A 22,910-nucleotide genomic window follows, 5' to 3' on the forward strand; every position below is an offset into this window, starting at 1 on the left:
TAAGATGGCGAAAAAACACTATGAATGGGACCCAAATTCACCCGCTGATATAGATCAACATAGCCTAGCAAAGCACGAAATTCTCAGAGCATACTTAGTCAATTATGTACAAACCTTAATTTCCACGCCTTATCAGGAAGAGCTAAAGTTAACTTTAGTTGATGGCTTTTCAGGAGGCGGTATTTATAAACATAGTGCGACAAACCAGCTTGTTTATGGCTCGCCCATTGTTATGTTGGAGGCGATTAAAGAAGCTGAATTCTTAATCAATAAGGAACGCCGTAAAAAGATTAACCTAAAAGTCGATTATTTTTTTGTCGATAGCGATAAGTCCGCTTGCAGTTGTTTAAAGAAAGTTTTAATAGATAAAGGCTATGGGAGTTTAATTGATAAATCGATATTCATTAATCAAGCGACCTTCGATTCTCAGACTTGTAGCATTATCGAATTTGTAAGTAAAAAAAGTATTCGAGCTAAGAGGGCTATTTTTCTGCTTGATCAATATGGCTATTCTGACGTACCAACCAATCATATAAGAAAAATACTCCGTTCACTTCCTGGTGCGGAAGTCATCTTTAATTTTAACGTTGATGCATTTTTAACCTATGCAAGTGACAAGGCTTTAACACAAAATTTGCTCGATAAAATCGGAATTCCAAATGCGCTTCGCGGGCGTTCAATAAATGATATCAAACAATCAGAAAAAGACTGGCGGCTTTTTATTCAAAGTTGCCTCTATCCAGAGCTTGTCAAAAATTGTGGCGCACGCTATTTCACGCCTTTTTTTATTCGATCATCAAATGGACATGGCGATTATTGGCTAGTGCATTTATCGCAGCATCATCGAGCCCGGGACGTGATGACGCAAATCCATTGGCAAAAGAATAATTACTTTATCCACTATGGAGATCCAGGCTTAGATATGTTTCAAATGCTGGGTTACTTACCGGAAAGGGATAGCACTTATACTGGCCAAATGGAGCTTGGTTTTTGTTTTGATGATCCAGCTCAAGAGGCCAGTATTGATGCTTTATCACATGAAATTCCTCATCTTGTATATGCACGAGATGAGGGGATTTCATTTGGTGAGCTTTTTGCTACGACCTGTAATTATTCTCCTGCTTCGGCAGAAATTTATAGAGGAGCAATAGGCCACTTAATCGAGCTGAAAGAAGTGGAAGTTATCTCCCAAAACGGTGCTCGAAGAAAATCGCCTAATACCATCCATGATAAAGATCAAATCATTGCACCTAGGCAGAGATTGATATTCGAGTTTTCAGACTGATCATTTAATCGCTTAACTGCTCCTTCAAACTCCACTTCCACCATCTCACACCCCACAAATTCCCGCCCCAACTCCCGGCAAGCGATCGCCGTCGAGCCGCTGCCGGCGAAGGTGTCCAGCACCGTATCGCCGGGCCTGGAACTGGCCTCGATAATATGGTGCATCAGATCCAGCGGTTTATCGCAGGGATGTTTGTCCGGATACCATGGCACCGGCTTGAAGTCCCAAACGTTGGTATAGGGGCACGTGTTTGGTCACCGCGAAATGCCGGGTTTTCTGTTTGATGGCTTTGTATTCCGCTTTCAGCTGCTCGTAGGGCTTTAAGGTGCCACCGAACAAGCAGTCCATCGTCCGGTAATGTGCCTGGCTCGTGAAGCTCCATTGCGAGCGATCGAACCAATGTCCGGACATTTGGCAGCCGCAGGCTTGGTCAATTTGTTTGCGAGTCACGCCGGCGGCGCGATCCGGGCCTCGTCCAGGTAGCAGCGGATCGGCTCGAAGGCGAACGGCAGCTTCTTTTTGCTTTCGGCGAACAGGATGTGCTCGGTTTTTTGAGGAAAGTATTTGCGCAGGGATTCCTTATTGCAGCCCAAGTGCCGACCGGTGGGCTGAAGTTCAAAAACCCGCGAGTCGCAAGGCTTAGCGGGTTTTTTTATGTCCAACGAAGCACAACAGGATTCATTGACATACCGGCATTGGTGCCGGTGAGTGAAAAATCCAGACCACTCCCCGTGAACCCCCACAGAATGCAGGACAAGAAAACCAGTTCAGAGTGGATTTCGTTTTTGTAGCCGCATCGCCCATTTGCGGTCGATCATTCCATACTACGCGACGTTTTATTGCCATAGCGAGGGTTCGGCATGGCCGGCGATCCAGAGCAACGCATGAATGTGGCCGGCCATAGGTCGCCAGTGCCATACCGTATAAACCTGAATTGAGCGGACAATCGCTTTCCTTTGAGAATCCGTGAACCTTGCGGATCTGCGCCTTCACCCATTTTTGGCAGTAACGCAAAAATCATAAGCCGATTCATTAATTTACCTGAATACGTCGAACCCTTAGTCAATTCCAGAGTCGGAATGTTATTGTAAGGCGCGAATAGTGAACAGCATGATCATGAGCAAGAAACGCGATGAATCATTTTTAGGGTTCATTAAAACACCAATGACTTTCCGTTCTGCGTATAGCCGGGAAATAACCATCGCTTTGTTGGTTAAGTTTATCCTGCTCGGCGCGCTATGGTGGTTTCTATTTGCTGGAAATAAACAAACGATGAATGAGCAGGTCGTCGCCGGAAAAATTTTCGGTGCACAGCAACCGGTCATTCCAGCGCAAATCAATCAGGAGAAGCCTTAATGATTACCGATGAAGTCGTCGAGTTGTCGCGGCTGCAATTCGCCCTAACCGCGCTGTATCATTTTTTATTTGTGCCTCTAACCCTGGGGCTATCGTTTTTGCTCGCGATCATGGAATCGGTCTATGTGATGACCGACAAGCCGATTTACAAGGACATGACGCGCTTCTGGGGCAAGCTGTTCGGTATCAATTTCGCGATGGGCGTAACGACCGGCCTGACGCTGGAGTTTCAATTCGGCACCAACTGGGCCTATTACTCGCATTATGTCGGCGATATTTTCGGCGTACCGCTGGCAATTGAAGGCATGATGGCGTTCTTTCTCGAATCGACTTTCGTTGGCCTGTTCTTTTTCGGCTGGGAGCGCCTTAGCAAGGAGCAGCATCTGCTGACGACTTGGCTGCTGGCGCTCGGCACCAGCCTGTCGGCGTTGTGGATTTTGATCGCGAACGGCTGGATGCAGCATCCGGTCGGCGCCGAATTCAACTACGAGACGATGCGGATGGAACTAACCAGTTTCGCCGATCTGTTTTTCAATCCGATTGCGCAGGTCAAGTTCGTGCATACGGTCGCGGCCGGCTATGTGACCGGCTCTATGTTCGTGCTCGGGATCAGCGCCTGGTATCTGTTGCAAGGCCGCGATGTGGCCTTTGCCAGGCGCTCTTTCCGGATTGCGGCCGGTTTCGGCCTGGCTTCGGTGCTGTCGGTGATCGTGCTCGGCGATGAAAGCGGCTATACCGTCGGCGAGGTGCAAAAGGTCAAGCTGGCCGCGATCGAAGCCGAATGGGAAACCGAGCCGCCACCGGCGTCGTTCACTCTATTCGGCTTTCCGGACGAAGAAGCGATGCGCACCGATTATGCGGTCAAATTTCCGTGGGTGATGGGCATGATAGCGACGCGCTCGATCGATGAGCCGGTGCACGGACTGAAGGATATCCTGAACAACAACCGGGAAAGGATCAAAAGCGGCATGATCGCTTACGAAAATCTGCAACTGATTCGCCAGGACAAGACCAATGCGCCTGCGAAAGCGCTTTTCGAGGCGCATAAGGCCAATCTGGGTTACGGCCTGCTGCTGAAGCGCTATGCACCGAACGTAACCGATGCGACAGTAGAACAGATCGAGGCCGCGACCCGCCATTCGGTGCCGAGAGTCGCGCCGATCTTCTGGAGTTTCCGCGGCATGGTGCTGTGCGGCGTGGCTATGCTGTTCATCTTTGCGGCGGCGTTTTATTTCAACGCCAAGCGCAGCGCGCACAGCAAGCGCTGGCTCTTGCGTCTGGCCTTTTACGGCATTCCGCTGCCGTGGCTCGCTTCCGAACTGGGCTGGGTGGTTGCCGAATACGGCCGGCAGCCCTGGACCATCGCCGAGATTTTGCCGACCCATTTGAGCAGTTCCAGCCTCAGCGTCGATCAACTGTATCTGAGCCTGGCGGGTTTCGGTCTTTTTTATACGGTGCTGCTGGTGATCGAGCTGATTTTGATGATCAAGTATGTGCGCCTGGGACCGAGCAGCCTGCATACCGGACGCTATCATTTTGAACGCGAGGAGATCAGCCATGTTTGATTTTGAAACTCTGCGAATCATCTGGTGGGCGATCCTGGTCTTTCTTGTGTGCGGTTTTGCGGTGCTGGACGGCGCCGATTTCGGCATCGGCATCCTGCTGCCGTTTTTGGGCAAGAGCGATGACGAGCGCCGGGTCCTGCTGAATACGGTCGGGCCAACCTGGGAAGGCAGCCAGACCTGGCTGGTCACGCTCGGCGGCATCAGCTTCGGCGCCTGGTCACTGGTCTATGCGTCGTTTTTCTCCGGACTTTATACCGGCCTCTTGGTACTGTTGTTCGCGTTGTTCCTGCGTCCGGCCGGCTTCGATTACCGCAGCAAGATCGCCGATCCGCGCTGGCGCAGCGCCTGGGACTGGGCTTTGTTTGTCGGCGGCTTGGTGCCGGCGACCGTCTTGAGTCTCGCGGCCGGCAATTTGATCATGGGCCTGCCGTTTCAGCTGGACGGCGATCTTCGCTCCCTTTATTCAGGCGGTTTTTGGGATTTATTTCAGCCGTTCGCGCTGCTTTGCGCAGTGACCGGCGTCGTGCTGTTTACCTTGCATGGCGCGGTGCTTTTGCATTGGCGTACCGAAGGCGAATTGGCAAAGCGCGCCCTCAGGGTCATTCGCTGGAGCAGCCCGGCATTCGCGATCGGTTTTGTACTGGCCGGCATTTGGGTCGGTCTGGGCGTGGACGGCTACAAAATCGTATCCAGCGTCGACCCTGCCGCCGTTACCAATCCATTGGCGAAAACGGTCGACAAGGCACCGGGTTTGTGGCTGGATAATTACCGGCACTATCCGGCATTGATGCTTGCCCCGCTTATCGCGCTGATCGGTGCGTGGCTGGCCGTCAAATTGAGTGCCGGGCGTCATCACGGGACGGCTTTCCTCGTCAGCAGCCTGATCGTGATCGCCGCGGTCGTGACCGCGGGCGGCTCAATGTTTCCGTTCATGATGCCGTCGAGTACGCATCCGAGCAGCAGCTTGACCGTCTGGAACGCGAGCGCGAGCCAGTACACGCTTCAATTATTGTTCGCTGCCACGGTGGTGCTGATGCCGGTCGTCTTGGCTTATACGATATGGGTTTACAAGGTGCTGCGCGGCAAGGTGACGGTCGAGCAGATTCGCAGCAATGAACATACACTGTATTAAGGGAGGCGTAGCATGTGGTATTTCGCGTGGATTTTAGGCGTAGGCCTGGCTTGTGCGTTGGCGATCATCAACGCGATGTGGTTGGAATTGGGGGATGACGCAGATAATTAATTTCTTGAAAAAAACCAAACGCGACTTTGCCGCTATGACGATCTGATTTGGCGTAAGCCCCTAAACAAGTTTTCACCTGATTACTGGTGTTACATAGCCCTGAAAACCGGTCAAGGCTTTTCTGCATCGGCTTTGTTCGGCCTGTTGGCGCCGGTTGAAATCTGACCAGGGCCATATAGGGATTTCTGACGAAGAAAGCCCATCGTTCGTGATTGATGAGCCTCTCGTACCTCAGTCCATCCTATCGTAAGCGTCCAACCCTACCACATAGCGAGGTTGATGGGGGCGTGATTTAATGTGATTTGCCGAAAGGCAGTAGTTCGTCGATACGGCTGTTAGGCCAGGTAGGCAGTTTTTCGAGGGTGTCTTTTAGCCAGGCCAAAGGATCGAGGCCGTTGAGCTTGGCCGTGCCGAGCAAGGTTTGAATCACAGCCGCGCGTTTTCCGGCGCGTTCCGAGCCGGCAAAGAGCCAGTTCTTTTTACCCAAAGCGATAGGTCGGATGCTGTTTTCAATCGGGTTGTTGTCGATTGGCAGATCGCCGGTTTCAGCATAGCGTGTGAGAGCGATCCAGCGTTTCAAGCTGTAGTCGATGGCTTTAGCGGTCGCGGTATTGGGCGCGGCGTGGGTTCGGGTGCGTTGCAGCCAGTCGTGCAGGCCGGCCAGTGCCGGCCGGCTTTTCTCGGCACGCAGGCGTTGGCGTTCCGCTGAACTCAGGCTTTGGCCTTCGGCTTCAATCGCATACAGCACCGCGATGCGCTGTAAGGCTTCTTGCGCAATCGGGCTCTGGCTGGCCTGGAACAGGTCGAAGAATTTCCGCCGCGCATGCGCCCAACACGCCAGTTCGATACATGGCTCAAGCCGAAGTCGAGTTTCGGGATGGGCGCGGGCGGCCGCAAACAAGGCTTTATAGCCGGCGTAGTCGTCGACCACGAGATGGCCTTGCCAATCGCCTAGAAACTGCCCGGCATGCCGGCCGCTGCGACCGGCTTGATAGTCGAAGACGAGGATCTTGGGCCCCGGTTGTAGGTCATTGCTGCGATACGCCCACAAATAGGCTTTCTTGGTTTTGCCGTTGCCGGGATCCAGTTGCGGCACCGGCGTTTCATCGGCATGAAGACTCGACCGTTGTTGAAGATGCCAGGCCAGGCGATCCGCCAAAGGTTCCAAGGCGACGCCGAGACGTCCGACCCAGTCGGCCAGGGTGGAACGGGACAAGATCACGCCGTCGCGGGCGGCGATCTGCTCCAAGCGGTAGAGCGGCAGATGGTCCTGGAATTTGCTGATCATCACCCAGCTCAACAAGCCGACCGCCGCCAGACCGCCATCGATCACCGCCGGCGGAATCGACGCCGCCGTCACGGTCTCGCAGCTCCGGCAGGCATATTGCGGGCGGATATGGCGATGGACGAAGAACTTCGCCGGCTCGACATCCAGTTGCTCGGTCACATCTTCGCCGATCTTGACCAACTCCCGGCCGCAGTGCCCGCAGGTGCAGGATTCGGGTTCGTGGCGGTGTTCGATGCGCGGCAAGTGAGACGGTAACGGTTGCCGGCCGGCGCGCAGGCGTTTGGGGCGGACCACCGTGGTACAAGGACTGGCATCTTGCAGTTGCTCGACTTCCGCGTCGATGGCCGAAATATCCGTGTTCCAGGTTTCCTCGAACACATCCCGCTGCAGCGGGGCCAAGGCTTCGCTCTTGGTGCTGAAACGGATGCGCTTGTAATACGCCAACTCGTGGGTCAGCGCGGCGATTTTGACGTCTTTGCTCTGAATGGCTTTGGCATCCCGCTCAGCCTGCTCGATCAGCGCTTGAATCAATGCGGCTACTTCGGTTTTTGCCGAAGGCTCCAGGTTCAACTGATCGAGTTTGGCGAGGGGATTCATGGCCGTTATTATACTGCATAAACCCACTGAACGCCTTGATTTTACTAGGTTTCAATACCGTACCTTACACCCGCCATTCTGTTGACGGTTGTGCCGATAGCCGTTGCCAATCGACACCAGCCACAAGCCACTGCCACTGGGCCTGACTGAGCGCAAAGACCGGGTCAGAGGCTTTGGGCCAAACAAAACTGCCTCGATGCAACCGCCGCTGGCACAGCCAAACCCCATTGCCGTCCCACAGCAACAGGCGCAAGCGGTTGCCGGCACGGTTGCGGAAGATGAAGGCCGATCCGCAGCCAGGCGGGTGCCCCAGGCTTTGCTGGACGATTGCGGTTAAGCCATCCAGGCCGCGCCGCATATCGACCGGCGCCACCGCCAGCCAGATCTGTGCCGGACTCGCAATCAAGCCAGGCATCGCAACAACTCAGCCACCCAGCGCGCTGATACGGTAGCGGACAACTCCAGGCGGTGACCTTGGGCATGCGTGAAGACAATCGCGGCAGGCGCAGACGGCTGAACATGCACCGGTATTAAGGCTGCCGACTCTGGCTGGGGCAATTTGCGATAGTCGCTCAAACGCGCCGTGAAGGTACGGACATTGAGTTGCCGCTCGGCGCAATACGCGGCTTGTGATAGCCCGCTACGTTGCCACGCTTCAATATGCTGACGCCATTTCGCTGTGATAGCCATGCCAAAACTCCTGACAAAAAAAGGACAGGATGCAACAGACGAAAATTATTTTATAGGCGGTACGGTTGAACGCTTACATCCTATCGTGCTAATGTACGCGACTTAATTGTGCAAAATGCGAAACATTCCGTTCTGTTTCGATCGTTTCAACTTCTAAGATTTTTACCTTGCGAATGTGCTTCGGCGGTTCTAATCCGAGATCTTCAATATTTTGTATTTGATGAGCGAGGGTTTCTTTCAGGGCGGCCAGGGCTTTTTCTTCAGTCAGGCCATGGGCTATGCTGCCGGGAATATCCGGACAATAAGCTGAAAAATCTTTTGCTAAACCTTTGTTGGTCGGTTGAACAATGACGACTAATTTCGTTTTCATAATGCTCACTTCTGTATGTATCGTTAAGTTATAATTTTCTCCTTGCCGATTTTATTGTTATATCCGTGAGGTTCTTAGGATGGAAGGGAACAAGCTCCCCTCAAATAGGACAATCCCTTAAGACAAAATATTGGGACAATGGTTTAAGGAAAGATCGGGAATGGATAGCGTGAATATCCATCCATCAAGTAGATGGTGCGGTTTGCATCTACCTTAGATAAGCCAAGTATATGGTTATAAATAACTTCCCGATAAAATTTTCCGTTCGTCCTGAGCTTGCCTGCCGTGAGCTCGTCGAATCGGTCGAAGGATGGACGGAAAATTCCCGGCTCATGCTGTCACCCGTTCATGCTTCGACGAACTCAGCACGAACGGGTGACAGCATTTAGGGAAGTTATTTTTGCCGGAATCCCAAGCGCTTGACGGCACATCCAAACAGGCAGGCAACGTCATGGAAGGCTAGCAAAAATAGCAGACGATCAGTCTGATCTGTCGCAATTGCCAAGGATAAAAAAAGGGGTGTTACCGGGAATAGAAGAATAACAATTCGCGGCAGAAATCAACGCTTGCGCTCAAAGTGAACTGCAATGATTGCGGATAGATTATCCGGCATTGTCCGCCGAAATCCGGCGCCGCTTAGTGGGTAAACTGGGGGTGTAGAATGCTAAAAACCAAACTAAGTTATTGATTTTTATAAGATGAATGGCGGAGAGACAGAGATTCGAACTCTGGGTGGGCTACAAACCCACGACGGTTTTCAAGACCGCTGCCTTAAACCACTCAGCCATCTCTCCGTGATCTAAATATGATAACCGAATGAAATTTTATTGCAAGCCCTTTATCAAGATTTCTTCTTTCGAAGCGCAGCCGCTGCGGTAATTTTTCCCCGGCGGCGGAGGCAAAAATGGTTTTTTATCTCAGCCGAATCCGAGCTGTTTCCACTCTCTCCTTGATTCTAAAAGCCTTTTTTTAGGGCTCGTTTTTTTCTGTCGCGGTGTTTTCTAACTTTGGATTCTTTTTGCTTTTAAGCACTATATGTTGTGTTAATATAATCTCAACTATCCACATATAGACATTTAACCAGCAATCCACCCGCCACCTAAATTGCTGATTTAACGTCATTTTACACCATTCACCCACGCCTTAGCAGAGAGATCGCCATGACCGCACTTCTTCATGTCATCCCCAACACCGTGACCGAAATTCCTTTTCAGGATGCCTCGCTCGACATATGGGACACCAAATACCGCCTGAAAACCAAAGAAGGCGCGGCAATCGATGCGACGATGGACGAGACCTATCAGCGGGTCGCGAAAGCCTTGTCCGAAGTCGAAGTCGGCAAGCCGAAACAGGAAAAATACTTCAAGGAATTCCTGTGGGCGTTGCGTCAAGGCGCAATCCCGGCCGGCCGGATCGTGTCGAATGCAGGTGCCTTGGAACACAAACCGGCGACTTCCACGATCAACTGCACCGTGTCCGGCACCATCGGCGATTCGATGGACGACATTCTGGCCAAGGTGCACGAAGCCGGTCTGACGTTGAAGGCCGGCTGCGGCATCGGCTACGAGTTTTCTACCCTGCGCCCGAAAAACGCCTATGTCTCCGGCGCCGGCGCCTATACCTCGGGGCCTTTGTCGTTCATGGACATCTATGACAAGATGTGCTTCACCGTCTCCTCCGCCGGCGGCCGCCGCGGCGCGCAAATGGCGACCTTCGATGTCGGCCACCCCGACGTGGTCGAATTCATCCGCGCCAAACGCGAAGACGGCCGGTTGCGCCAATTCAACCTGTCGCTCTTGATCACCAAAGAATTCGTCGAAGCAGTCAAAAACGACAAGCCTTGGCCGTTGTCGTTTCCGATCACCGAGAAGGAAGTCAAGACCGACAAGCTGGATTTGAGCGACAGCAAGCAGGTCCTCTGGCGCGACCTGCCCGGCAAGGACGGCTATATCGTGAACAACGACGGCCTGGTCGCCTGCCGGATCACCAAGACGATGCCTGCGCGCCGTTTGTGGGACATCATCATGAGCTCGACTTATGATTATGCCGAACCCGGCTTCATCCTGATCGACAAGGTCAACGAGATGAACAACAACTGGTTCTGCGAGAACATCCGCGCGACCAACCCGTGCGGCGAACAGCCCCTGCCCCCTTACGGCAGCTGCCTGCTCGGCTCGATCAACCTGACCCGCTTCGTGGTCAAGCCGTTCACCGGCGAGGCGCATTTCGACTGGGACACTTACCGCAAGACCGTGCGCATCTTTACCCGCATGCTCGACAACGTGGTCGAAATCAACGGCCTGCCCTTGTCCAAGCAGCGCGATGAAATCTTCAGCAAGCGCCGCCACGGCATGGGCTACCTGGGCCTAGGTTCCACAGTCACCCTGCTCGGCATGAAATACGGCGACGCCGAATCGCTGCGCTTTACCGAAGAAGTCACCAAGGTGCTGGCCGTCGAAGGCTGGAAGGAAGGCCTGGCGCTGGCGAAGGAAAAAGGACCGGCGCCGATCATGGAGCAGACGTTCAAGGTAACCGGCGAAATGCTGCACAAGCGCCCGGAAATGATCGCGGACGGTTACAAGATCGGCGACACGATTCCCGGCAAGGTGCTGCACGCGAAATACAGCCGCTACATGCAGCAACTGGCCGACGTAGAACCCGGCCTGGTCGCCGAAATCGCGCAAACCGGCTGCCGCTTCACCCATCACAGCTCGATCGCGCCGACCGGCACCATTTCGCTGTCGCTCGCGAACAACGCCAGCAACGGCATCGAGCCGAGCTTCGCGCATCACTATTCGCGCAACGTGATCCGTGCCGGCAAAAAATCGAAGGAAAAGGTCGACGTGTATTCGTTCGAGCTGCTGGCCTACCGCGAGATGGTCAACCCGGACGCGATGCCGTACAGCGACGATCCGAGCCAGCAACTGCCGGAATATTTCATCGCCGCCGACGACGTCACGCCGAAGCAGCATGTCGATATCCAGGCCGCCGCGCAAAAGTGGATCGATTCGTCGATCTCGAAAACCGCGAACGTGCCGACCGACTACCCTTACGAGGATTTCAAGTCGATCTACGAATATGCATATGAAAAAGGCCTGAAAGGCTGCACGACCTTCCGCTTCAATCCGGAAGTGTTCCAGGGCGTGTTGGTCAAGGAAAAGGACCTGGAAAACACCACCTACCAGTTCACGCTCGAAGACGGCCATGTCGTCGAATTCAAAGGCAACGAGGAAATCGAGTACGACGGTGAAATCCACACCGCCGCGAACCTGTTCGATGCGTTGAAAGAAGGCTACTACGGCAAGTTTTGATTGAGGAACCCGACATGACACATAAAATCAGCAAAAAAATCGTCGGCTACAAGGTGCTGACCCAAGAAGACAAAGCCGCCGCCGCACAGGCCGTAGTCGAGACGAAACATAAAGACCTGGAACAGATGCACGAAAACGTCGAGCGCCCGGAAGTTCTGGTCGGCTCGACCTATAAGATCAAGACCCCGCAGTCCGAGCATGCGCTGTACATCACGATCAACGATATGATCCTGAACCAGGGCACCGAATACGAAGAGCGCCGCCCGTACGAAATCTTCATCAACTCGAAGAACATGGAGCATTTCCAGTGGGTTCTGGCGTTGACGCGGGTTATCTCGGCGGTGTTCCGGAAAGGCGGCGACGCCTGCTTCCTGGTCGAAGAGCTGAAAGCGGTGTTCGACCCGCGCGGCGGCTATTTCAAGAAAGGCGGCGTATTCATGCCGTCGCTGGTCGCCGAAATCGGCCATGCGATCGAAGCGCACATGAAGCACATCGGCATGATCAAGCCGGAAGCGATGACCGACCACCAGAAAAAGCTGCTCGACGAGAAACGCCGCGAGTTTGAAGAGCTGCATGGAACGTCCGAAGGCCAAGCTTTCCCTGAAAAGGCCGTGCTCTGCAATAAATGCAGCACCAAGGCGATGGTGATGATGGACGGGTGTATGACTTGTTTGAATTGTGGGGAGAGTAAGTGTGGGTGATTTTCTAAGCTCAGTACCGTTTATTGCTATTGCTATTTCGTTAGCATCACTTTATTTTTCTAGAAAATCGTGGTTACAGTCTAACAGACCTATTATTACGGCATTTGTTAGTGATCATGCTAAGGGAAACATTTCAACTGCATTAAACTTAGTGATTTCTAACACAGGTAATCGGCCAGCAACTAACGTGCGCCTAATAGCGTCAGAAAACGATATTTTGAGATTAATAAAACCGACTGCACAAGCAAAACGAAAGAAAATGATACTCGATTGTTTTCAAGAATCTGCCATAATCCCAATTTTGCGCAATGGGGAAGAACTTTCAACATGCTTCGGGGCGATAACTAGAAATGATACCGATGAAAACTGGATGGTGAATGGCGCTCAAATTGAAATAAGAGTTGAATACAGCGATTTAGATGGTCGCTTTTATAAATCAGAAATGCCGTTAAAAATTTACTCAAGAGAAGGATTTGCAGGTGGATTTTGGAAAGAACCATCGATGGGATGAGGTATAAAGCCCGTCAATCGCGATTGATTCCCTGAAACTAACTGCAACAACAGCCAATTATTATGGAAGCGTACCGTGTACTTTTTTGAGGGACCACAGGGCCGTAGGGCCGTAGGTGCGATTACCGTAGCGTAATTGCACCTCCTATGTGTTTTCATTAGCCTCGTAGGACGACTTTATGAAAGCCAAAATAAATGGTTTTAACTCAATTTCAAAAAAAATTGATTCTTTAATTTATATTTCGATCAATTCAAGTTCAATCTTGGCAATTTGCAATGATATATTAATTCGCTATCAAGGCGTAGATAGTGATGTTGAAAAAAATGCCTGTGTTCAGATTATTACAAACCTTTGCAATAAGTTAAAAGAATCTGGTTTGAATGGAGAAAAACAGATAAAAAATGTTATTTCTTTCTTTGATGGCAAGATTCCTCATTCCATAGCTTGGTCTTATGAAATGAATAGCTATAGGCTATCACGTAGAGATCCGACGCTTATCAAATCAGATTTTCAACTTGAAGAGGAAGCAAAAGCTATCAGAGACCGACAGCTTAATCAAAAAGAAAAGCGTGCTCTTCAAAATAGAGAAAAGATGGAGAAATTGGCGGACTACGACGCATTAAAAATGCAACTCACAGAGAGCGAAGAAAAGTATTCAAACTTGGTAAAAGATTACACACTTTTAAAAGCTCGTTATGAAGACTTAATAGCTAATAATCATGTTCGTAATGAGTCTGAGGAAAATAGGGGATGACCGCTTAGGGGCCAGGACCGTAGGGCGGATTCGCGCCAGCAATCCGCCGGGAACGGAGACAGGCTTCGAAATGGCGGATTGCCTTCGGCGAAACCGCCCATCCTAATATTTTTTTGCCATGTAGCATCCTCATCGCGTATTTTGGGGCTGTCTACAGAAACGTTGTAGGGTACGCTTTGCGTACCCTACAACGTTTCGTACCGTCGCAATATATTTTTTCGGAGGTTGTCGTGTCAGATTATCGCCACTGCACTATGTCGGATGGATGCTTTGCTTGCTTCGTCCCGTCAGCTCGACGTTAGGCATCAGAAGACCAAATCAGGAGATATATAAATATGCATGAAATAGATTGGACCTCAATCTTCATTCCAACTTTAAGTCTGATAGAGATAGTGATAAGAGGTACTATCATCTATCTTGTGTTATTTTTCTTTTTGCGTCTTCTTCGCCGTGATACAGGTTCTATCGGAATAGCAGATCTGCTTGTGGTGGTGCTGATAGCAGATGCCGCCCAAAATGCTTTGGGCAGTAAATATGAGTCGATCACGGAAGGAATAGTACTTGTCGGAACAATTTTTTTCTGGAACTATGCCCTGGATTGGTTGGCGTATAAATTCCCTGCGTTTCAAGGATTAGTCAGACCGAAGCCACTTTTACTGATAGAGAATGGTGTGTTAATGCGGCGAAACTTGCAGAAGGAAATGATAACGAAAGAAGAGCTCATGAGCCAATTAAGAGAGCAAGGAATCGAAGAAATTACGGAGGTAAAGGAGTGCTACTTGGAAGGTGACGGGAAAATAAGTATTGTTGCCAAGTCAGGCAGAACTTAAAGACTAGGACTGTAAGACCGATTCGCACCAGCAATCCGCCGAGAACGGAGACAGGCTTCGAAATGGCGGATTGCCTTCGGCGAATCCGCCCTGCTATTTTATTGCAATGAAGCATACGCATCGCGTGCCTTTTGTGGCCTGATTTAACGAAACTTTTGAAAAAACAAAAAAGACTAAGTCCGTAAAGCGGAGGAACTTTTGAAAATAGTAGGCGAAGCGTGCCCTACTTCGCGCCCTGCGGGACCAACTCAAGTCCCTCCGAAATTTTATTTCTACACACCCCGAACTCCGTGGCAAAACCGAAAAAAACAAAATCAAAGTCTGAAGCAAAGTCCGAAGGCAATTCGGGGCGCAAAGGCCTGGCAATGGACTCTTTTTGCGCCTGGGATGGCGACATCCTGGTACTGAATATTCTCGGCACGCCGAGCGCAAACAAGGATGCCATCGGCAAGCCCAAAGGCCATCAACTCAAAGTGAGCGTCACCGCCGCGCCGGTTGGCGGCCGGGCAACCGACCATATGGTTCGATTCCTGGCAAAAGAATTTGGAGTGACGGCCAATGATATTGAAGTGGTATTCGGACGCTTCAATGTCAATAAGCAATTACGCATTAAATCGCCCAAGCAACTGCCATCCGTGATCAGCAAGCATTTATCCCAATAAACAGCCCATAACAATGATAAAAATCAGCATCCTCTACCCAAACAATCCGGGCAACCGGTTCGATCTGAGATACTATGTCGAAACGCACATGCCGATGTCCATTGACCTCTTGGGCGCGCATCCGGGCTTCAAAGGGGTTTCCGTGGAACAGGGCCTCGGCGGCCTCATTCCTGGCAGCGAAGCCGCCTATGTCGCGATGTGCCATTTCCTGTTCGACTCGCTTGAAGATTTCATCGCGGCTTTCACGCCTCACGCCGACGTGCTTCAGGGCGATATGCCGAACTACACCGATATCGAGCCGGTGATTCAATTTAATGAAGTGTTGATTTCTCGGTAGCTGTTTATCGGGCAGGGTATTCATCCTATTTGCCCTACCCTAATGCCGTTATGTGTAACGGCTTGCGTTTGAAAAAGGCCGGGCTTGCAATTATCACGTTTTTCAGCTCAAAATAACTGCCGCTGAAAATCCGTCCCGGCTCGCATTAAATGCAACTGAGCTTGCATTTATCCGCATGGGCTTGCAATCGATTTCTTCGGGCTCACATTGCCTGCAACTATTCCGGTTCAGCAGTGGACATTAAACGGGTAACCCGGCACGCAGCATTTTTTCACGCAACTCTCGGATCAAGCGTATTGTTGTTATCTCCTTTACATTTGGGTGCATATTATGAAATGTAGATTTAGGTTCCCAACGGTAGCTTTCATTTGCTGCCTAAGTCTCTTCGAAGCTAACGCAAATGCCCAAGAAGCCATAAAAGCATGTGTCAAGGCGGAGGTGCAATCAATGTAAGCGTTCAACCGTACCGCCTATAAAATAATTTTCGTCTGTTGCATCCTGTCCTTTTTTTGTCAGGAGTTTTGGCATGGCTATCACAGCGAAATGGCGTCAGCATATTGAAGCGTGGCAACGTAGCGGGCTATCACAAGCCGCGTATTGCGCCGAGCGGCAACTCAATGTCCGTACCTTCACGGCGCGTTTGAGCGACTATCGCAAATTGCCCCAGCCAGAGTCGGCAGCCTTAATACCGGTGCATGTTCAGCCGTCTGCGCCTGCCGCGATTGTCTTCACGCATGCCCAAGGTCACCGCCTGGAGTTGTCCGCTACCGTATCAGCGCGCTGGGTGGCTGAGTTGTTGCGATGCCTGGCTTGATTGCGAGTCCGGCACAGATCTGGCTGGCGGTGGCGCCGGTCGATATGCGGCGCGGCCTGGATGGCTTAACCGCAATCGTCCAGCAAAGCCTGGGGCACCCGCCTGGCTGCGGATCGGCCTTCATCTTCCGCAACCGTGCCGGCAACCGCTTGCGCCTGTTGCTGTGGGACGGCAATGGGGTTTGGCTGTGCCAGCGGCGGTTGCATCGAGGCAGTTTTGTTTGGCCCAAAGCCTCTGACCCGGTCTTTGCGCTCAGTCAGGCCCAGTGGCAGTGGCTTGTGGCTGGTGTCGATTGGCAACGGCTATCGGCACAACCGTCAACAGAATGGCGGGTGTAAGGTACGGTATTGAAACCTAGTAAAATCAAGGCGTTCAGTGGGTTTATGCAGTATAATAACGGCCATGAATCCCCTCGCCAAACTCGATCAGTTGAACCTGGAGCCTTCGGCAAAAACCGAAGTAGCCGCATTGATTCAAGCGCTGATCGAGCAGGCTGAGCGGGATGCCAAAGCCATTCAGAGCAAAGACGTCAAAATCGCCGCGCTGACCCACGAGTTGGCGTATTACAAGCGCATCCGTTTCAGCACCAAGAGCGAAGCCTTGGCCCCGCTGCAGCGGGATGTGTTCGAGGAAACCTGGAACACGGATATTTCGGCCATCGACGCGGAAGTCGAGCAACTGCAAGATGCCAGTCCTTGTACCACGGTGGTCCGCCCCAAACGCCTGCGCGCCGGCCGGCAACCGTTACCGTCTCACTTGCCGCGCATCGAACACCGCCACGAACCCGAATCCTGCACCTGCGGGCACTGCGGCCGGGAGTTGGTCAAGATCGGCGAAGATGTGACCGAGCAACTGGATGTCGAGCCGGCGAAGTTCTTCGTCCATCGCCATATCCGCCCGCAATATGCCTGCCGGAGCTGCGAGACCGTGACGGCGGCGTCGATTCCGCCGGCGGTGATCGATGGCGGTCTGGCGGCGGTCGGCTTGTTGAGCTGGGTGATGATCAGCAAATTCCAGGACCATCTGCCGCTCTACCGCTTGGAGCAGATCGCCGCCCGCGACGGCGTGATCTTGTCCCGTTCCACCCTGGCCGACTGGGTCGGACGTCTCGGCGTCGCCTTGGAACCTTTGGCGGATCGCCTGGCCTGGCATCTTCAACAACGGCCGAGTCTTCATGCCGATGAAACGCCGGTGCCGCAACTGGATCCCGGCAACGGCAAAACCAAGAAAGCCTACCTGTGGGCCTACCGCAGCAATGACCTACAACCGGGGCCCAAGATCATCGTCTTCGACTATCAAGCCGGTCGCAGCGGCCGGCATGCCGGGCAGTTTCTAGGCGATTGGCAAGGCCATCTCGTGGTCGACGACTACGCCGGCTATAAAGCCTTGTTTGCGGCCGCCCGCGCCCATCCCGAAACTCGACTTCGGCTTGAGCCATGTATCGAACTGGCGTGTTGGGCGCATGCGCGGCGGAAATTCTTCGACCTGTTCCAGGCCAGCCAGAGCCCGATTGCGCAAGAAGCCTTACAGCGCATCGCGGTGCTGTATGCGATTGAAGCCGAAGGCCAAAGCCTGAGTTCAGCGGAACGCCAACGCCTGCGTGCCGAGAAAAGCCGGCCGGCACTGGCCGGCCTGCACGACTGGCTGCAACGCACCCGAACCCACGCCGCGCCCAATACCGCGACCGCTAAAGCCATCGACTACAGCTTGAAACGCTGGATCGCTCTCACACGCTATGCTGAAACCGGCGATCTGCCAATCGACAACAACCCGATTGAAAACAGCATCCGACCTATCGCTTTGGGTAAAAAGAACTGGCTCTTTGCCGGCTCGGAACGCGCCGGAAAACGCGCGGCTGTGATTCAAACCTTGCTCGGCACGGCCAAGCTCAACGGCCTCGATCCTTTGGCCTGGCTAAAAGACACCCTCGAAAAACTGCCTACCTGGCCTAACAGCCGTATCGACGAATTACTGCCTTTCGGCAAATCACATTAAATCACGCCCCCATCAACCTCGCTATGTGGTAGGGTTGGACGCTTACCAATCAATCAATATCTCAGCGGAATCAGAGATGGAGATATTTGTCGATGCGCCGCCCAAAAAGCCCTCAATAGAAACAGTAGCCGCATCACTACCGACTTCAACACCAAAAGGAATAAAAAAATTAGTCGTCGTTGCTCTAGGCCCCGTGCTGGGTTCTATGGATTCACATCAGGTAGAAACCGATCTGAAGTGCACAGAAAAAGGACTAGCTCTCACGGTAATGCTTACACGCTCTGCGGATTATCACGGCGCTCACTTAAAGAACGTACTTTGGAGACCGAAAATACAACTGACTATGGTTTTACATCAACCCGAGGCGACTCTCGAAACCATGTGGAATATGCGTCTGACTACTGGTGCTCAAGTTCATCATGCTCAATTTCCTCCATATTCAGACCAAATATTTCCTATTATTCTATCGAAAACACTTCGCTAGCGGCCTCTTTCGCGGGCGCGAAAAATAGCGTTTCTTTGGAGTGTACCTTTACGGGACGGGCCACTGAGACATCTTTCGTGTATCAATAGGGTTAAATTTAGATTATTGAGGCATTCCGGCATGAAAGCCTAGACCTAAATGAGACGAAATCTGGCTCGTCCTACAGTTGCATTTAAAGTGAGCCCGCGAAAATGGATTGCGAGCCGGTGCGGATAAAATCACGAATAATTGATTGGGAGAAAGCTTGCTTTAATAAGATTCTATTGTCAGATAATAGGAAATATACTACTTTTCCAAACAGGGAATGCCATGTTGTCTCAAAGAATCCGATTGAAAGCCTCATTACGCACCGTTTTCACGGTGTTTAAGGATGCGCATGACGAGCTGATTGCCCGACTGAATGATGTTGCTAATCCAGCCTAATTTACCTTAAGTTTTTTAAGGTTGAATTTAACTTCATAAGATAAATTAAATTTTATAGGGAAATAAAGCTGGGCTTTACAGTCACGGCTTCACGGTTCCATTGAATACTTTTCCATAAAAGAGCGTGTTTCAGTATGCAAAGCAAAAAAATCTTATCCTCGGGAATAACCGCATCTGTGGCTGTTATGGCACTAAACGCGTCGGTTTGGGCGGCTACTACCGAGCAAGTCGGAGCAAGCGGCAAAACATACGCATCAAGCATGGTGACATGCGCCGCCGACCCCGCCGACCCAACCAAAAGCATGTTATCGCCGGTAGTAGAAGCTGGTCTGTATAACCCGACCATTAAGGCAAGCGCCAGCGTGTCGCTCAACCAAAAACCAATGGCAACTGTCACAGCCGATAATCCGGCCGCCAAAGTATGGCTCGCCGATGGTGACAACACGGTAGTTGTGGCGCTAAGTAAAAAAACAGCCGATAGCTATGCGTTCAATGTACAGCCAGGTATGTGTGACCTTCCAGACACCTCTGGCAATACGTTCAGCGCCGACGGCACACTCGAATACGCCGCAAGTGATAAGTCATACGCGACAGTGACACCCGGTTGTGCATTGAACCCAGCCACCGGTCTGGCGCAACCGTATGTTCACCTGGTTGATAATGGCAATTACATACTCAATGTTTCCGTCAATGGCGTCGCGCTGACACAGCTCAGTTCAACCCGCCCCCATACGCCTGTGTTTCTGAGCGCCGGCCCGAATGTTATCTCTGCAGCCAACGGCTATGTATCCATCGACTATTATGTCCGCGACGGTGGTGATGGCACCTGTATACTGCCGTAGCAGGACCTTAGGATTTGCTCAAAAATAACTTCCTATTTCTCGGTTGCCATTGACCGGGCCATTTTAGAGAAGCCTATTTCTGAATTCGAAATGTTCTACGACTACCTGACACGCGCGACAATATGTCACATTCCATATATTAGTATATTCATATATTATATTGACCATTGCTTAAGCCAATTAGCAATAAATCCTCCTTTCAAATCCGGCTTCACGCCGGATTTTTTTTGTCTGGAGATTTGATCATGTCGCAGAGTTTGGTGTTTTCGCTTACTGCAGCGTTGATCGTTCAACTTCAATCCGCAGGGACCGGACAGAGCCTTCGAAATGGCGGATTGCCTTCATTGCCTTCGGCGAATCCGCCCTACCCTCCGGCATTTTTCTTTAATCCAGTGGGATACGCTTCGCGTATCATTTGCGAGGACCGATCGAATCGGGGTGACGGGATTGCGTCCATCACCTCTCCCGCACCACCGGACATGCGGTTTTCCGCATCCGGCGGTTGAACCTAGCGACTCAAGTTGTCGCAGAATCTGATGGCCGCAGTTCAGCCGCGCCGGACAACAACCTGGAATCGATTTCGAGGATAGTATAGCTGCACGCTATAAAGAATCTATTATATAGTAATAGATTATAAATCCGCGCAAGAGCAGCACGAAGAGACATCCGAACGCACGCAGCCGAATGATGAAATAAATCTCCGTCCCTATCGGAAATTGATTGAACTCGAACGGCATCTCGCTACAATGATTCAATCCCAAACCGCAGGAGACTAAAGCAATGAACTTCTCGACGCCAAAAATAAAGTCCTCCGAGATCACTCCACGCGACATCTATCAGGCTCGGCGTCAGTTCATGCAACTGACTGCGGGAGTGGCCGCCGCCGCGCTGTGGCCGGGACAGCTGTTAGCCGGCGAAAAACTCACGGCCGCCAAGTCTTTAAATTTCGCCGAAAAGGAAGAGCTGACGCCTTATGACAAGGTCACGCAATACAATAATTTCTATGAATTCGGCACCGGCAAGGACGATCCTGCGGCCTATGCGGGCAGTTTGAAAACGCGGCCCTGGACGATTACGGTCGAAGGCGAAGTCCGTAAACCGGTGACTTTCGATATCGACCAAATCCTGAAAATGGCGCCCTTGGAAGAGCGGATTTACCGGCTGCGCTGCGTCGAAGCCTGGTCGATGGTGGTGCCCTGGATCGGCTTTCCCTTAGCCGAGCTGATCAAGCGGGTCGAGCCGACCGGCAAAGCCAAGTTCGTTGAATTCATCAGCCTGCATGATCCCGCGCAAATGCCGGGGCAACGTTCGCCCGTGCTGAACTGGCCTTACCGGGAAGGCTTGCGCATGGACGAGGCGATGCATCTTTTGACCCTGCTGACGGTCGGCCTGTACGGCGAAGTCTTGCCCAATCAGAACGGCGCGCCGGTACGCATCGTGGTGCCCTGGAAATACGGCTTCAAAAGCGCCAAATCTATCGTCAAAATCCGCTTCGTCGAAACGCAACCCGTATCCAGCTGGACCGAGGCCGGCCCGAATGAATATGGCTTTTATTCGAACGTCAATCCGGACGTGGAGCATCTGCGCTGGAGCCAGGCCAAGGAGAGGCGCATCGGCGACTTCCTCAAGCGCCCGACATTGCCGTTCAACGGTTATGCCGAACAAGTCGCGCACCTGTATGCCGGCATGGACCTGAAAAAATATTTCTAACAGGCATGACTGATAAAAACTTGCACACTAAACGCTTGGCCTGGATAAAAACCGGCGTATTTTTCCTGGCGTTGCTGCCGTTGATCAAGTTGGTGATCGGCGCTTGTCTCGACGCGTTGGGCGCGAATCCGATCGAAAAAATCACCCGGACCACCGGCTATTGGACTTTAACTCTGTTGCTGGTGTCGCTGACGGCGACGCCGCTCCGGCTGCTGTTCAAATGGAACTGGCCGATCCGAATACGGCGAATGCTCGGCCTCTTTGCGTTCTTTTACGGCAGCCTGCATTTTTTGACTTATCTGGTTTTGGACCAGTTTTTCGACTGGAGCGCGATCGCCGCCGACATCGTCAAACGTCCCTACATTACGGTCGGCTTTCCGGCCTTTGTGTTGATGATCCCGTTGGCGCTGACCTCGACCGACCGCATGATCAAACGCCTGGGCGGCAAACGCTGGCGCTGGCTGCATCGCCTGGTTTATCTGAGCGCGATCGGCGGCGTGGTGCATTATGCCTGGCTGGTCAAGAAAGACCTGACGAATCCCTTGATATTCGCGGTGCTGCTGGCAGTTTTGTTCGGCATCCGGATACTCTATCGATCCATCGGCTCTATGAAACCGGTCTTTACGCCGGTCAAACGAAAAACATCACATACAGATAGATGACCGCCGAAGGAATCAAGACCAGTTTGATTTTTCCAAAAAGGCTTAGGCCCCGCCAATATTCAATCGGGTTGAATTGATGCTCGGCCCATAAGTGCTGCCATGCCTCTTGGCATCGGCGAAAGGTGCGGTAGAAAGAACGCCCCAGCCAATACAAGGGATAAGCAAAGATCGCCACTATGATGTAAAACACGATCGTTTGCGTCGAGTGTAAATCGGTTTCGAAAAGGCCCTCGATCAGATGATCCAGCACCGATTCGAGCCCCTCGAACAACAGATGGGAGAGTTCAAGCAACCATTCGAACAAGTAATGCAGACTAGTAGTGGTCAAATCGAAAAAGACATCCGGGAAAAACACGATGGCCGCCAAAGCGGTCAGTCCCAGAATCTTTAGATAGTTCCACTTAGCTGAAGCATCCATAACCCTCTCCCGAATCGAATGGAGCAAGGCGGCCGAACGGCCGCCGCGACCATTAATTAAAT

General features: G+C 51.9%; 28 protein-coding genes and 1 tRNA gene. 19 read left to right on the forward strand and 10 right to left on the reverse strand.

Annotation, left to right across the window (positions count from 1 at the left end; genetic code table 11):
• Nucleotides 1-4: 4 nt before the first annotated feature.
• Nucleotides 5-1,285, forward strand: a complete 1,281-nt coding sequence (locus METLA_RS0104920; RefSeq protein WP_024297496.1) for a three-Cys-motif partner protein TcmP — start codon at nucleotides 5-7, stop codon at nucleotides 1,283-1,285.
• Here the strand turns inward: METLA_RS0104920 and METLA_RS23915 are convergent.
• From METLA_RS23915 to METLA_RS22900, 3 genes are read right to left on the reverse strand one after another with little or no spacing between them, the layout of a single operon-like run.
• Nucleotides 1,237-1,497, reverse strand: a complete 261-nt coding sequence (locus tag METLA_RS23915; protein ID WP_084480066.1) for a DNA methyltransferase — start codon at nucleotides 1,495-1,497, stop codon at nucleotides 1,237-1,239. The two genes, METLA_RS0104920 and METLA_RS23915, sit on opposite strands and share 49 nt — an antisense overlap.
• Nucleotides 1,463-1,735, reverse strand: coding sequence for a hypothetical protein (locus tag METLA_RS22480; protein ID WP_152539375.1), 273 nt, complete (start codon nucleotides 1,733-1,735; stop codon nucleotides 1,463-1,465). The genes METLA_RS23915 and METLA_RS22480 overlap by 35 nt, the downstream gene beginning before the upstream one ends.
• On the reverse strand, nucleotides 1,732-1,878 hold the full coding sequence (locus tag METLA_RS22900) for a hypothetical protein (protein ID WP_161635383.1): 147 nt from the start codon (nucleotides 1,876-1,878) through the stop codon (nucleotides 1,732-1,734). Before METLA_RS22900 ends, METLA_RS22480 begins: the two co-directional genes overlap by 4 nt.
• 523 nt (nucleotides 1,879-2,401) lie before the next feature.
• Here METLA_RS22900 and cydP point away from each other — a divergent pair.
• From cydP to cydX, 4 genes are read left to right on the forward strand one after another with little or no spacing between them, the layout of a single operon-like run.
• The gene (gene cydP / locus METLA_RS0104935) at nucleotides 2,402-2,641 is read left to right on the forward strand and encodes a cytochrome oxidase putative small subunit CydP (protein ID WP_152539376.1); all 240 of its coding nucleotides are present in this window, start codon (nucleotides 2,402-2,404) and stop codon (nucleotides 2,639-2,641) included.
• Nucleotides 2,641-4,206, forward strand: coding sequence for a cytochrome ubiquinol oxidase subunit I (locus tag METLA_RS0104940; protein WP_024297499.1), 1,566 nt, complete (start codon nucleotides 2,641-2,643; stop codon nucleotides 4,204-4,206). Before cydP ends, METLA_RS0104940 begins: the two co-directional genes overlap by 1 nt.
• Nucleotides 4,199-5,338, forward strand: a complete 1,140-nt coding sequence (gene cydB, locus METLA_RS0104945) for a cytochrome d ubiquinol oxidase subunit II (RefSeq protein WP_024297500.1) — start codon at nucleotides 4,199-4,201, stop codon at nucleotides 5,336-5,338. The genes METLA_RS0104940 and cydB overlap by 8 nt, the downstream gene beginning before the upstream one ends.
• Before the next feature lie 12 nt (nucleotides 5,339-5,350).
• Nucleotides 5,351-5,449, forward strand: a complete 99-nt coding sequence (gene cydX, locus METLA_RS21750) for a cytochrome bd-I oxidase subunit CydX (protein ID WP_024297501.1) — start codon at nucleotides 5,351-5,353, stop codon at nucleotides 5,447-5,449.
• A gap of 292 nt (nucleotides 5,450-5,741) precedes the next feature.
• Here cydX and tnpC (METLA_RS0104955) read toward each other — a convergent pair whose 3' ends face one another.
• The 5 genes from tnpC (METLA_RS0104955) to METLA_RS0104970 form a co-directional block, all read right to left on the reverse strand.
• Entirely contained in the window at nucleotides 5,742-7,334 is a 1,593-nt protein-coding gene (gene tnpC / locus METLA_RS0104955) for an IS66 family transposase (RefSeq protein ID WP_024297502.1), read from the reverse strand.
• Between the two features lie 64 nt (nucleotides 7,335-7,398).
• Nucleotides 7,399-7,749 (reverse strand): IS66 family insertion sequence element accessory protein TnpB, encoded by a 351-nt coding sequence (tnpB, locus tag METLA_RS0104960; RefSeq protein ID WP_024296659.1) that lies wholly within the window; start codon nucleotides 7,747-7,749, stop codon nucleotides 7,399-7,401.
• On the reverse strand, nucleotides 7,737-8,024 hold the full coding sequence (tnpA, locus tag METLA_RS21755; protein WP_024297133.1) for an IS66 family insertion sequence element accessory protein TnpA: 288 nt from the start codon (nucleotides 8,022-8,024) through the stop codon (nucleotides 7,737-7,739). Before tnpA (METLA_RS21755) ends, tnpB (METLA_RS0104960) begins: the two co-directional genes overlap by 13 nt.
• Nucleotides 8,025-8,112: 88 nt before the next feature.
• Nucleotides 8,113-8,394, reverse strand: a complete 282-nt coding sequence (locus METLA_RS0104965) for a type II toxin-antitoxin system HicB family antitoxin (protein ID WP_024297503.1) — start codon at nucleotides 8,392-8,394, stop codon at nucleotides 8,113-8,115.
• Between the two features lie 703 nt (nucleotides 8,395-9,097).
• Nucleotides 9,098-9,188, reverse strand: a tRNA-Ser gene (locus METLA_RS0104970).
• A gap of 366 nt (nucleotides 9,189-9,554) precedes the next feature.
• On the opposite strand from METLA_RS0104970, the gene METLA_RS0104975 reads away from it, so the two are divergent.
• From METLA_RS0104975 to METLA_RS22490, 11 genes are all read left to right on the forward strand, one after another.
• A complete protein-coding gene (locus METLA_RS0104975; RefSeq protein WP_024297504.1) occupies nucleotides 9,555-11,705 on the forward strand; it encodes an adenosylcobalamin-dependent ribonucleoside-diphosphate reductase in 2,151 nt (716 codons plus the stop codon).
• Between the two features lie 14 nt (nucleotides 11,706-11,719).
• Nucleotides 11,720-12,406, forward strand: a complete 687-nt coding sequence (locus tag METLA_RS0104980) for a TSCPD domain-containing protein (protein WP_024297505.1) — start codon at nucleotides 11,720-11,722, stop codon at nucleotides 12,404-12,406.
• Nucleotides 12,399-12,917, forward strand: coding sequence for a COG1361 family protein (locus METLA_RS22485; protein ID WP_152539377.1), 519 nt, complete (start codon nucleotides 12,399-12,401; stop codon nucleotides 12,915-12,917). The genes METLA_RS0104980 and METLA_RS22485 overlap by 8 nt, the downstream gene beginning before the upstream one ends.
• Before the next feature lie 178 nt (nucleotides 12,918-13,095).
• Nucleotides 13,096-13,671: a hypothetical protein gene (locus tag METLA_RS0104985; protein ID WP_024297506.1), complete on the forward strand. Its 576-nt coding sequence runs from the start codon at nucleotides 13,096-13,098 to the stop codon at nucleotides 13,669-13,671.
• A gap of 335 nt (nucleotides 13,672-14,006) precedes the next feature.
• Nucleotides 14,007-14,501, forward strand: a complete 495-nt coding sequence (locus METLA_RS0104990) for a DUF421 domain-containing protein (protein ID WP_024297507.1) — start codon at nucleotides 14,007-14,009, stop codon at nucleotides 14,499-14,501.
• Nucleotides 14,502-14,866: 365 nt separating this feature from the next.
• Nucleotides 14,867-15,163 (forward strand): DUF167 domain-containing protein, encoded by a 297-nt coding sequence (locus METLA_RS0104995; protein WP_024297508.1) that lies wholly within the window; start codon nucleotides 14,867-14,869, stop codon nucleotides 15,161-15,163.
• A 13-nt stretch (nucleotides 15,164-15,176) separates the two neighbouring features.
• Nucleotides 15,177-15,500 (forward strand): EthD family reductase, encoded by a 324-nt coding sequence (locus tag METLA_RS0105000; protein WP_024297509.1) that lies wholly within the window; start codon nucleotides 15,177-15,179, stop codon nucleotides 15,498-15,500.
• Nucleotides 15,501-16,026: 526 nt separating this feature from the next.
• Complete coding sequence (tnpA, locus tag METLA_RS21760) at nucleotides 16,027-16,314, forward strand: IS66 family insertion sequence element accessory protein TnpA (RefSeq protein WP_024297133.1); 288 nt, start codon at nucleotides 16,027-16,029, stop codon at nucleotides 16,312-16,314.
• The gene (gene tnpB, locus METLA_RS0105005) at nucleotides 16,302-16,652 is read left to right on the forward strand and encodes an IS66 family insertion sequence element accessory protein TnpB (protein WP_024296659.1); all 351 of its coding nucleotides are present in this window, start codon (nucleotides 16,302-16,304) and stop codon (nucleotides 16,650-16,652) included. Before tnpA (METLA_RS21760) ends, tnpB (METLA_RS0105005) begins: the two co-directional genes overlap by 13 nt.
• A gap of 64 nt (nucleotides 16,653-16,716) precedes the next feature.
• A complete protein-coding gene (gene tnpC, locus METLA_RS0105010) occupies nucleotides 16,717-18,309 on the forward strand; it encodes an IS66 family transposase (RefSeq protein ID WP_024297510.1) in 1,593 nt (530 codons plus the stop codon).
• Nucleotides 18,310-18,385: 76 nt separating this feature from the next.
• On the forward strand, nucleotides 18,386-18,793 hold the full coding sequence (locus METLA_RS22490; protein ID WP_152539378.1) for a hypothetical protein: 408 nt from the start codon (nucleotides 18,386-18,388) through the stop codon (nucleotides 18,791-18,793).
• A gap of 475 nt (nucleotides 18,794-19,268) precedes the next feature.
• Here METLA_RS22490 and METLA_RS23435 read toward each other — a convergent pair whose 3' ends face one another.
• The gene (locus METLA_RS23435; protein ID WP_245598731.1) at nucleotides 19,269-19,613 is read right to left on the reverse strand and encodes a hypothetical protein; all 345 of its coding nucleotides are present in this window, start codon (nucleotides 19,611-19,613) and stop codon (nucleotides 19,269-19,271) included.
• Here METLA_RS23435 and METLA_RS0105020 point away from each other — a divergent pair.
• From METLA_RS0105020 to METLA_RS0105030, 3 genes are all read left to right on the forward strand, one after another.
• Nucleotides 19,600-20,058 (forward strand): hypothetical protein, encoded by a 459-nt coding sequence (locus METLA_RS0105020; RefSeq protein ID WP_245598732.1) that lies wholly within the window; start codon nucleotides 19,600-19,602, stop codon nucleotides 20,056-20,058. The two genes, METLA_RS23435 and METLA_RS0105020, sit on opposite strands and share 14 nt — an antisense overlap.
• Nucleotides 20,059-20,838: 780 nt before the next feature.
• A complete protein-coding gene (gene msrP, locus METLA_RS0105025) occupies nucleotides 20,839-21,768 on the forward strand; it encodes a protein-methionine-sulfoxide reductase catalytic subunit MsrP (protein WP_024297513.1) in 930 nt (309 codons plus the stop codon).
• A 5-nt stretch (nucleotides 21,769-21,773) separates the two neighbouring features.
• Nucleotides 21,774-22,430, forward strand: coding sequence for a protein-methionine-sulfoxide reductase heme-binding subunit MsrQ (locus METLA_RS0105030; protein WP_024297514.1), 657 nt, complete (start codon nucleotides 21,774-21,776; stop codon nucleotides 22,428-22,430).
• Here METLA_RS0105030 and METLA_RS0105035 read toward each other — a convergent pair.
• Nucleotides 22,399-22,848 (reverse strand): hypothetical protein, encoded by a 450-nt coding sequence (locus METLA_RS0105035; RefSeq protein WP_024297515.1) that lies wholly within the window; start codon nucleotides 22,846-22,848, stop codon nucleotides 22,399-22,401. The genes METLA_RS0105030 and METLA_RS0105035 overlap by 32 nt on opposite strands.
• Nucleotides 22,849-22,910 lie beyond the last annotated feature (62 nt).

The organism is Methylomicrobium lacus LW14 (assembly GCF_000527095.1).
Lineage (GTDB): Bacteria > Pseudomonadota > Gammaproteobacteria > Methylococcales > Methylomonadaceae > Methylomicrobium > Methylomicrobium lacus.

What these genes read in the sequence shown, in the direction of transcription:
- METLA_RS0104920 (WP_024297496.1), top strand. Translation starts at nt 5, where the DNA reads ATGGCGAAAAAACACTATGAATGGGACCCAAATTCACCCGCTGATATA.
- cydP (WP_152539376.1), top strand. Translation starts at nt 2,402, where the DNA reads ATGAGCAAGAAACGCGATGAATCATTTTTAGGGTTCATTAAAACACCA.
- METLA_RS0104940 (WP_024297499.1), top strand. Translation starts at nt 2,641, where the DNA reads ATGATTACCGATGAAGTCGTCGAGTTGTCGCGGCTGCAATTCGCCCTA.
- cydB (WP_024297500.1), top strand. Translation starts at nt 4,199, where the DNA reads ATGTTTGATTTTGAAACTCTGCGAATCATCTGGTGGGCGATCCTGGTC.
- cydX (WP_024297501.1), top strand. Translation starts at nt 5,351, where the DNA reads ATGTGGTATTTCGCGTGGATTTTAGGCGTAGGCCTGGCTTGTGCGTTG.
- tnpC (WP_024297502.1), bottom strand. Translation starts at nt 7,334, where the DNA reads ATGAATCCCCTCGCCAAACTCGATCAGTTGAACCTGGAGCCTTCGGCA.
- tnpB (WP_024296659.1), bottom strand. Translation starts at nt 7,749, where the DNA reads ATGCCTGGCTTGATTGCGAGTCCGGCACAGATCTGGCTGGCGGTGGCG.
- tnpA (WP_024297133.1), bottom strand. Translation starts at nt 8,024, where the DNA reads ATGGCTATCACAGCGAAATGGCGTCAGCATATTGAAGCGTGGCAACGT.
- METLA_RS0104965 (WP_024297503.1), bottom strand. Translation starts at nt 8,394, where the DNA reads ATGAAAACGAAATTAGTCGTCATTGTTCAACCGACCAACAAAGGTTTA.
- METLA_RS0104975 (WP_024297504.1), top strand. Translation starts at nt 9,555, where the DNA reads ATGACCGCACTTCTTCATGTCATCCCCAACACCGTGACCGAAATTCCT.
- METLA_RS0104980 (WP_024297505.1), top strand. Translation starts at nt 11,720, where the DNA reads ATGACACATAAAATCAGCAAAAAAATCGTCGGCTACAAGGTGCTGACC.
- METLA_RS0104985 (WP_024297506.1), top strand. Translation starts at nt 13,096, where the DNA reads ATGAAAGCCAAAATAAATGGTTTTAACTCAATTTCAAAAAAAATTGAT.
- METLA_RS0104990 (WP_024297507.1), top strand. Translation starts at nt 14,007, where the DNA reads ATGCATGAAATAGATTGGACCTCAATCTTCATTCCAACTTTAAGTCTG.
- METLA_RS0104995 (WP_024297508.1), top strand. Translation starts at nt 14,867, where the DNA reads ATGGACTCTTTTTGCGCCTGGGATGGCGACATCCTGGTACTGAATATT.
- METLA_RS0105000 (WP_024297509.1), top strand. Translation starts at nt 15,177, where the DNA reads ATGATAAAAATCAGCATCCTCTACCCAAACAATCCGGGCAACCGGTTC.
- tnpA (WP_024297133.1), top strand. Translation starts at nt 16,027, where the DNA reads ATGGCTATCACAGCGAAATGGCGTCAGCATATTGAAGCGTGGCAACGT.
- tnpB (WP_024296659.1), top strand. Translation starts at nt 16,302, where the DNA reads ATGCCTGGCTTGATTGCGAGTCCGGCACAGATCTGGCTGGCGGTGGCG.
- tnpC (WP_024297510.1), top strand. Translation starts at nt 16,717, where the DNA reads ATGAATCCCCTCGCCAAACTCGATCAGTTGAACCTGGAGCCTTCGGCA.
- METLA_RS22490 (WP_152539378.1), top strand. Translation starts at nt 18,386, where the DNA reads ATGGAGATATTTGTCGATGCGCCGCCCAAAAAGCCCTCAATAGAAACA.
- METLA_RS0105020 (WP_245598732.1), top strand. Translation starts at nt 19,600, where the DNA reads ATGGCAACTGTCACAGCCGATAATCCGGCCGCCAAAGTATGGCTCGCC.
- msrP (WP_024297513.1), top strand. Translation starts at nt 20,839, where the DNA reads ATGAACTTCTCGACGCCAAAAATAAAGTCCTCCGAGATCACTCCACGC.
- METLA_RS0105030 (WP_024297514.1), top strand. Translation starts at nt 21,774, where the DNA reads ATGACTGATAAAAACTTGCACACTAAACGCTTGGCCTGGATAAAAACC.
- METLA_RS0105035 (WP_024297515.1), bottom strand. Translation starts at nt 22,848, where the DNA reads ATGGATGCTTCAGCTAAGTGGAACTATCTAAAGATTCTGGGACTGACC.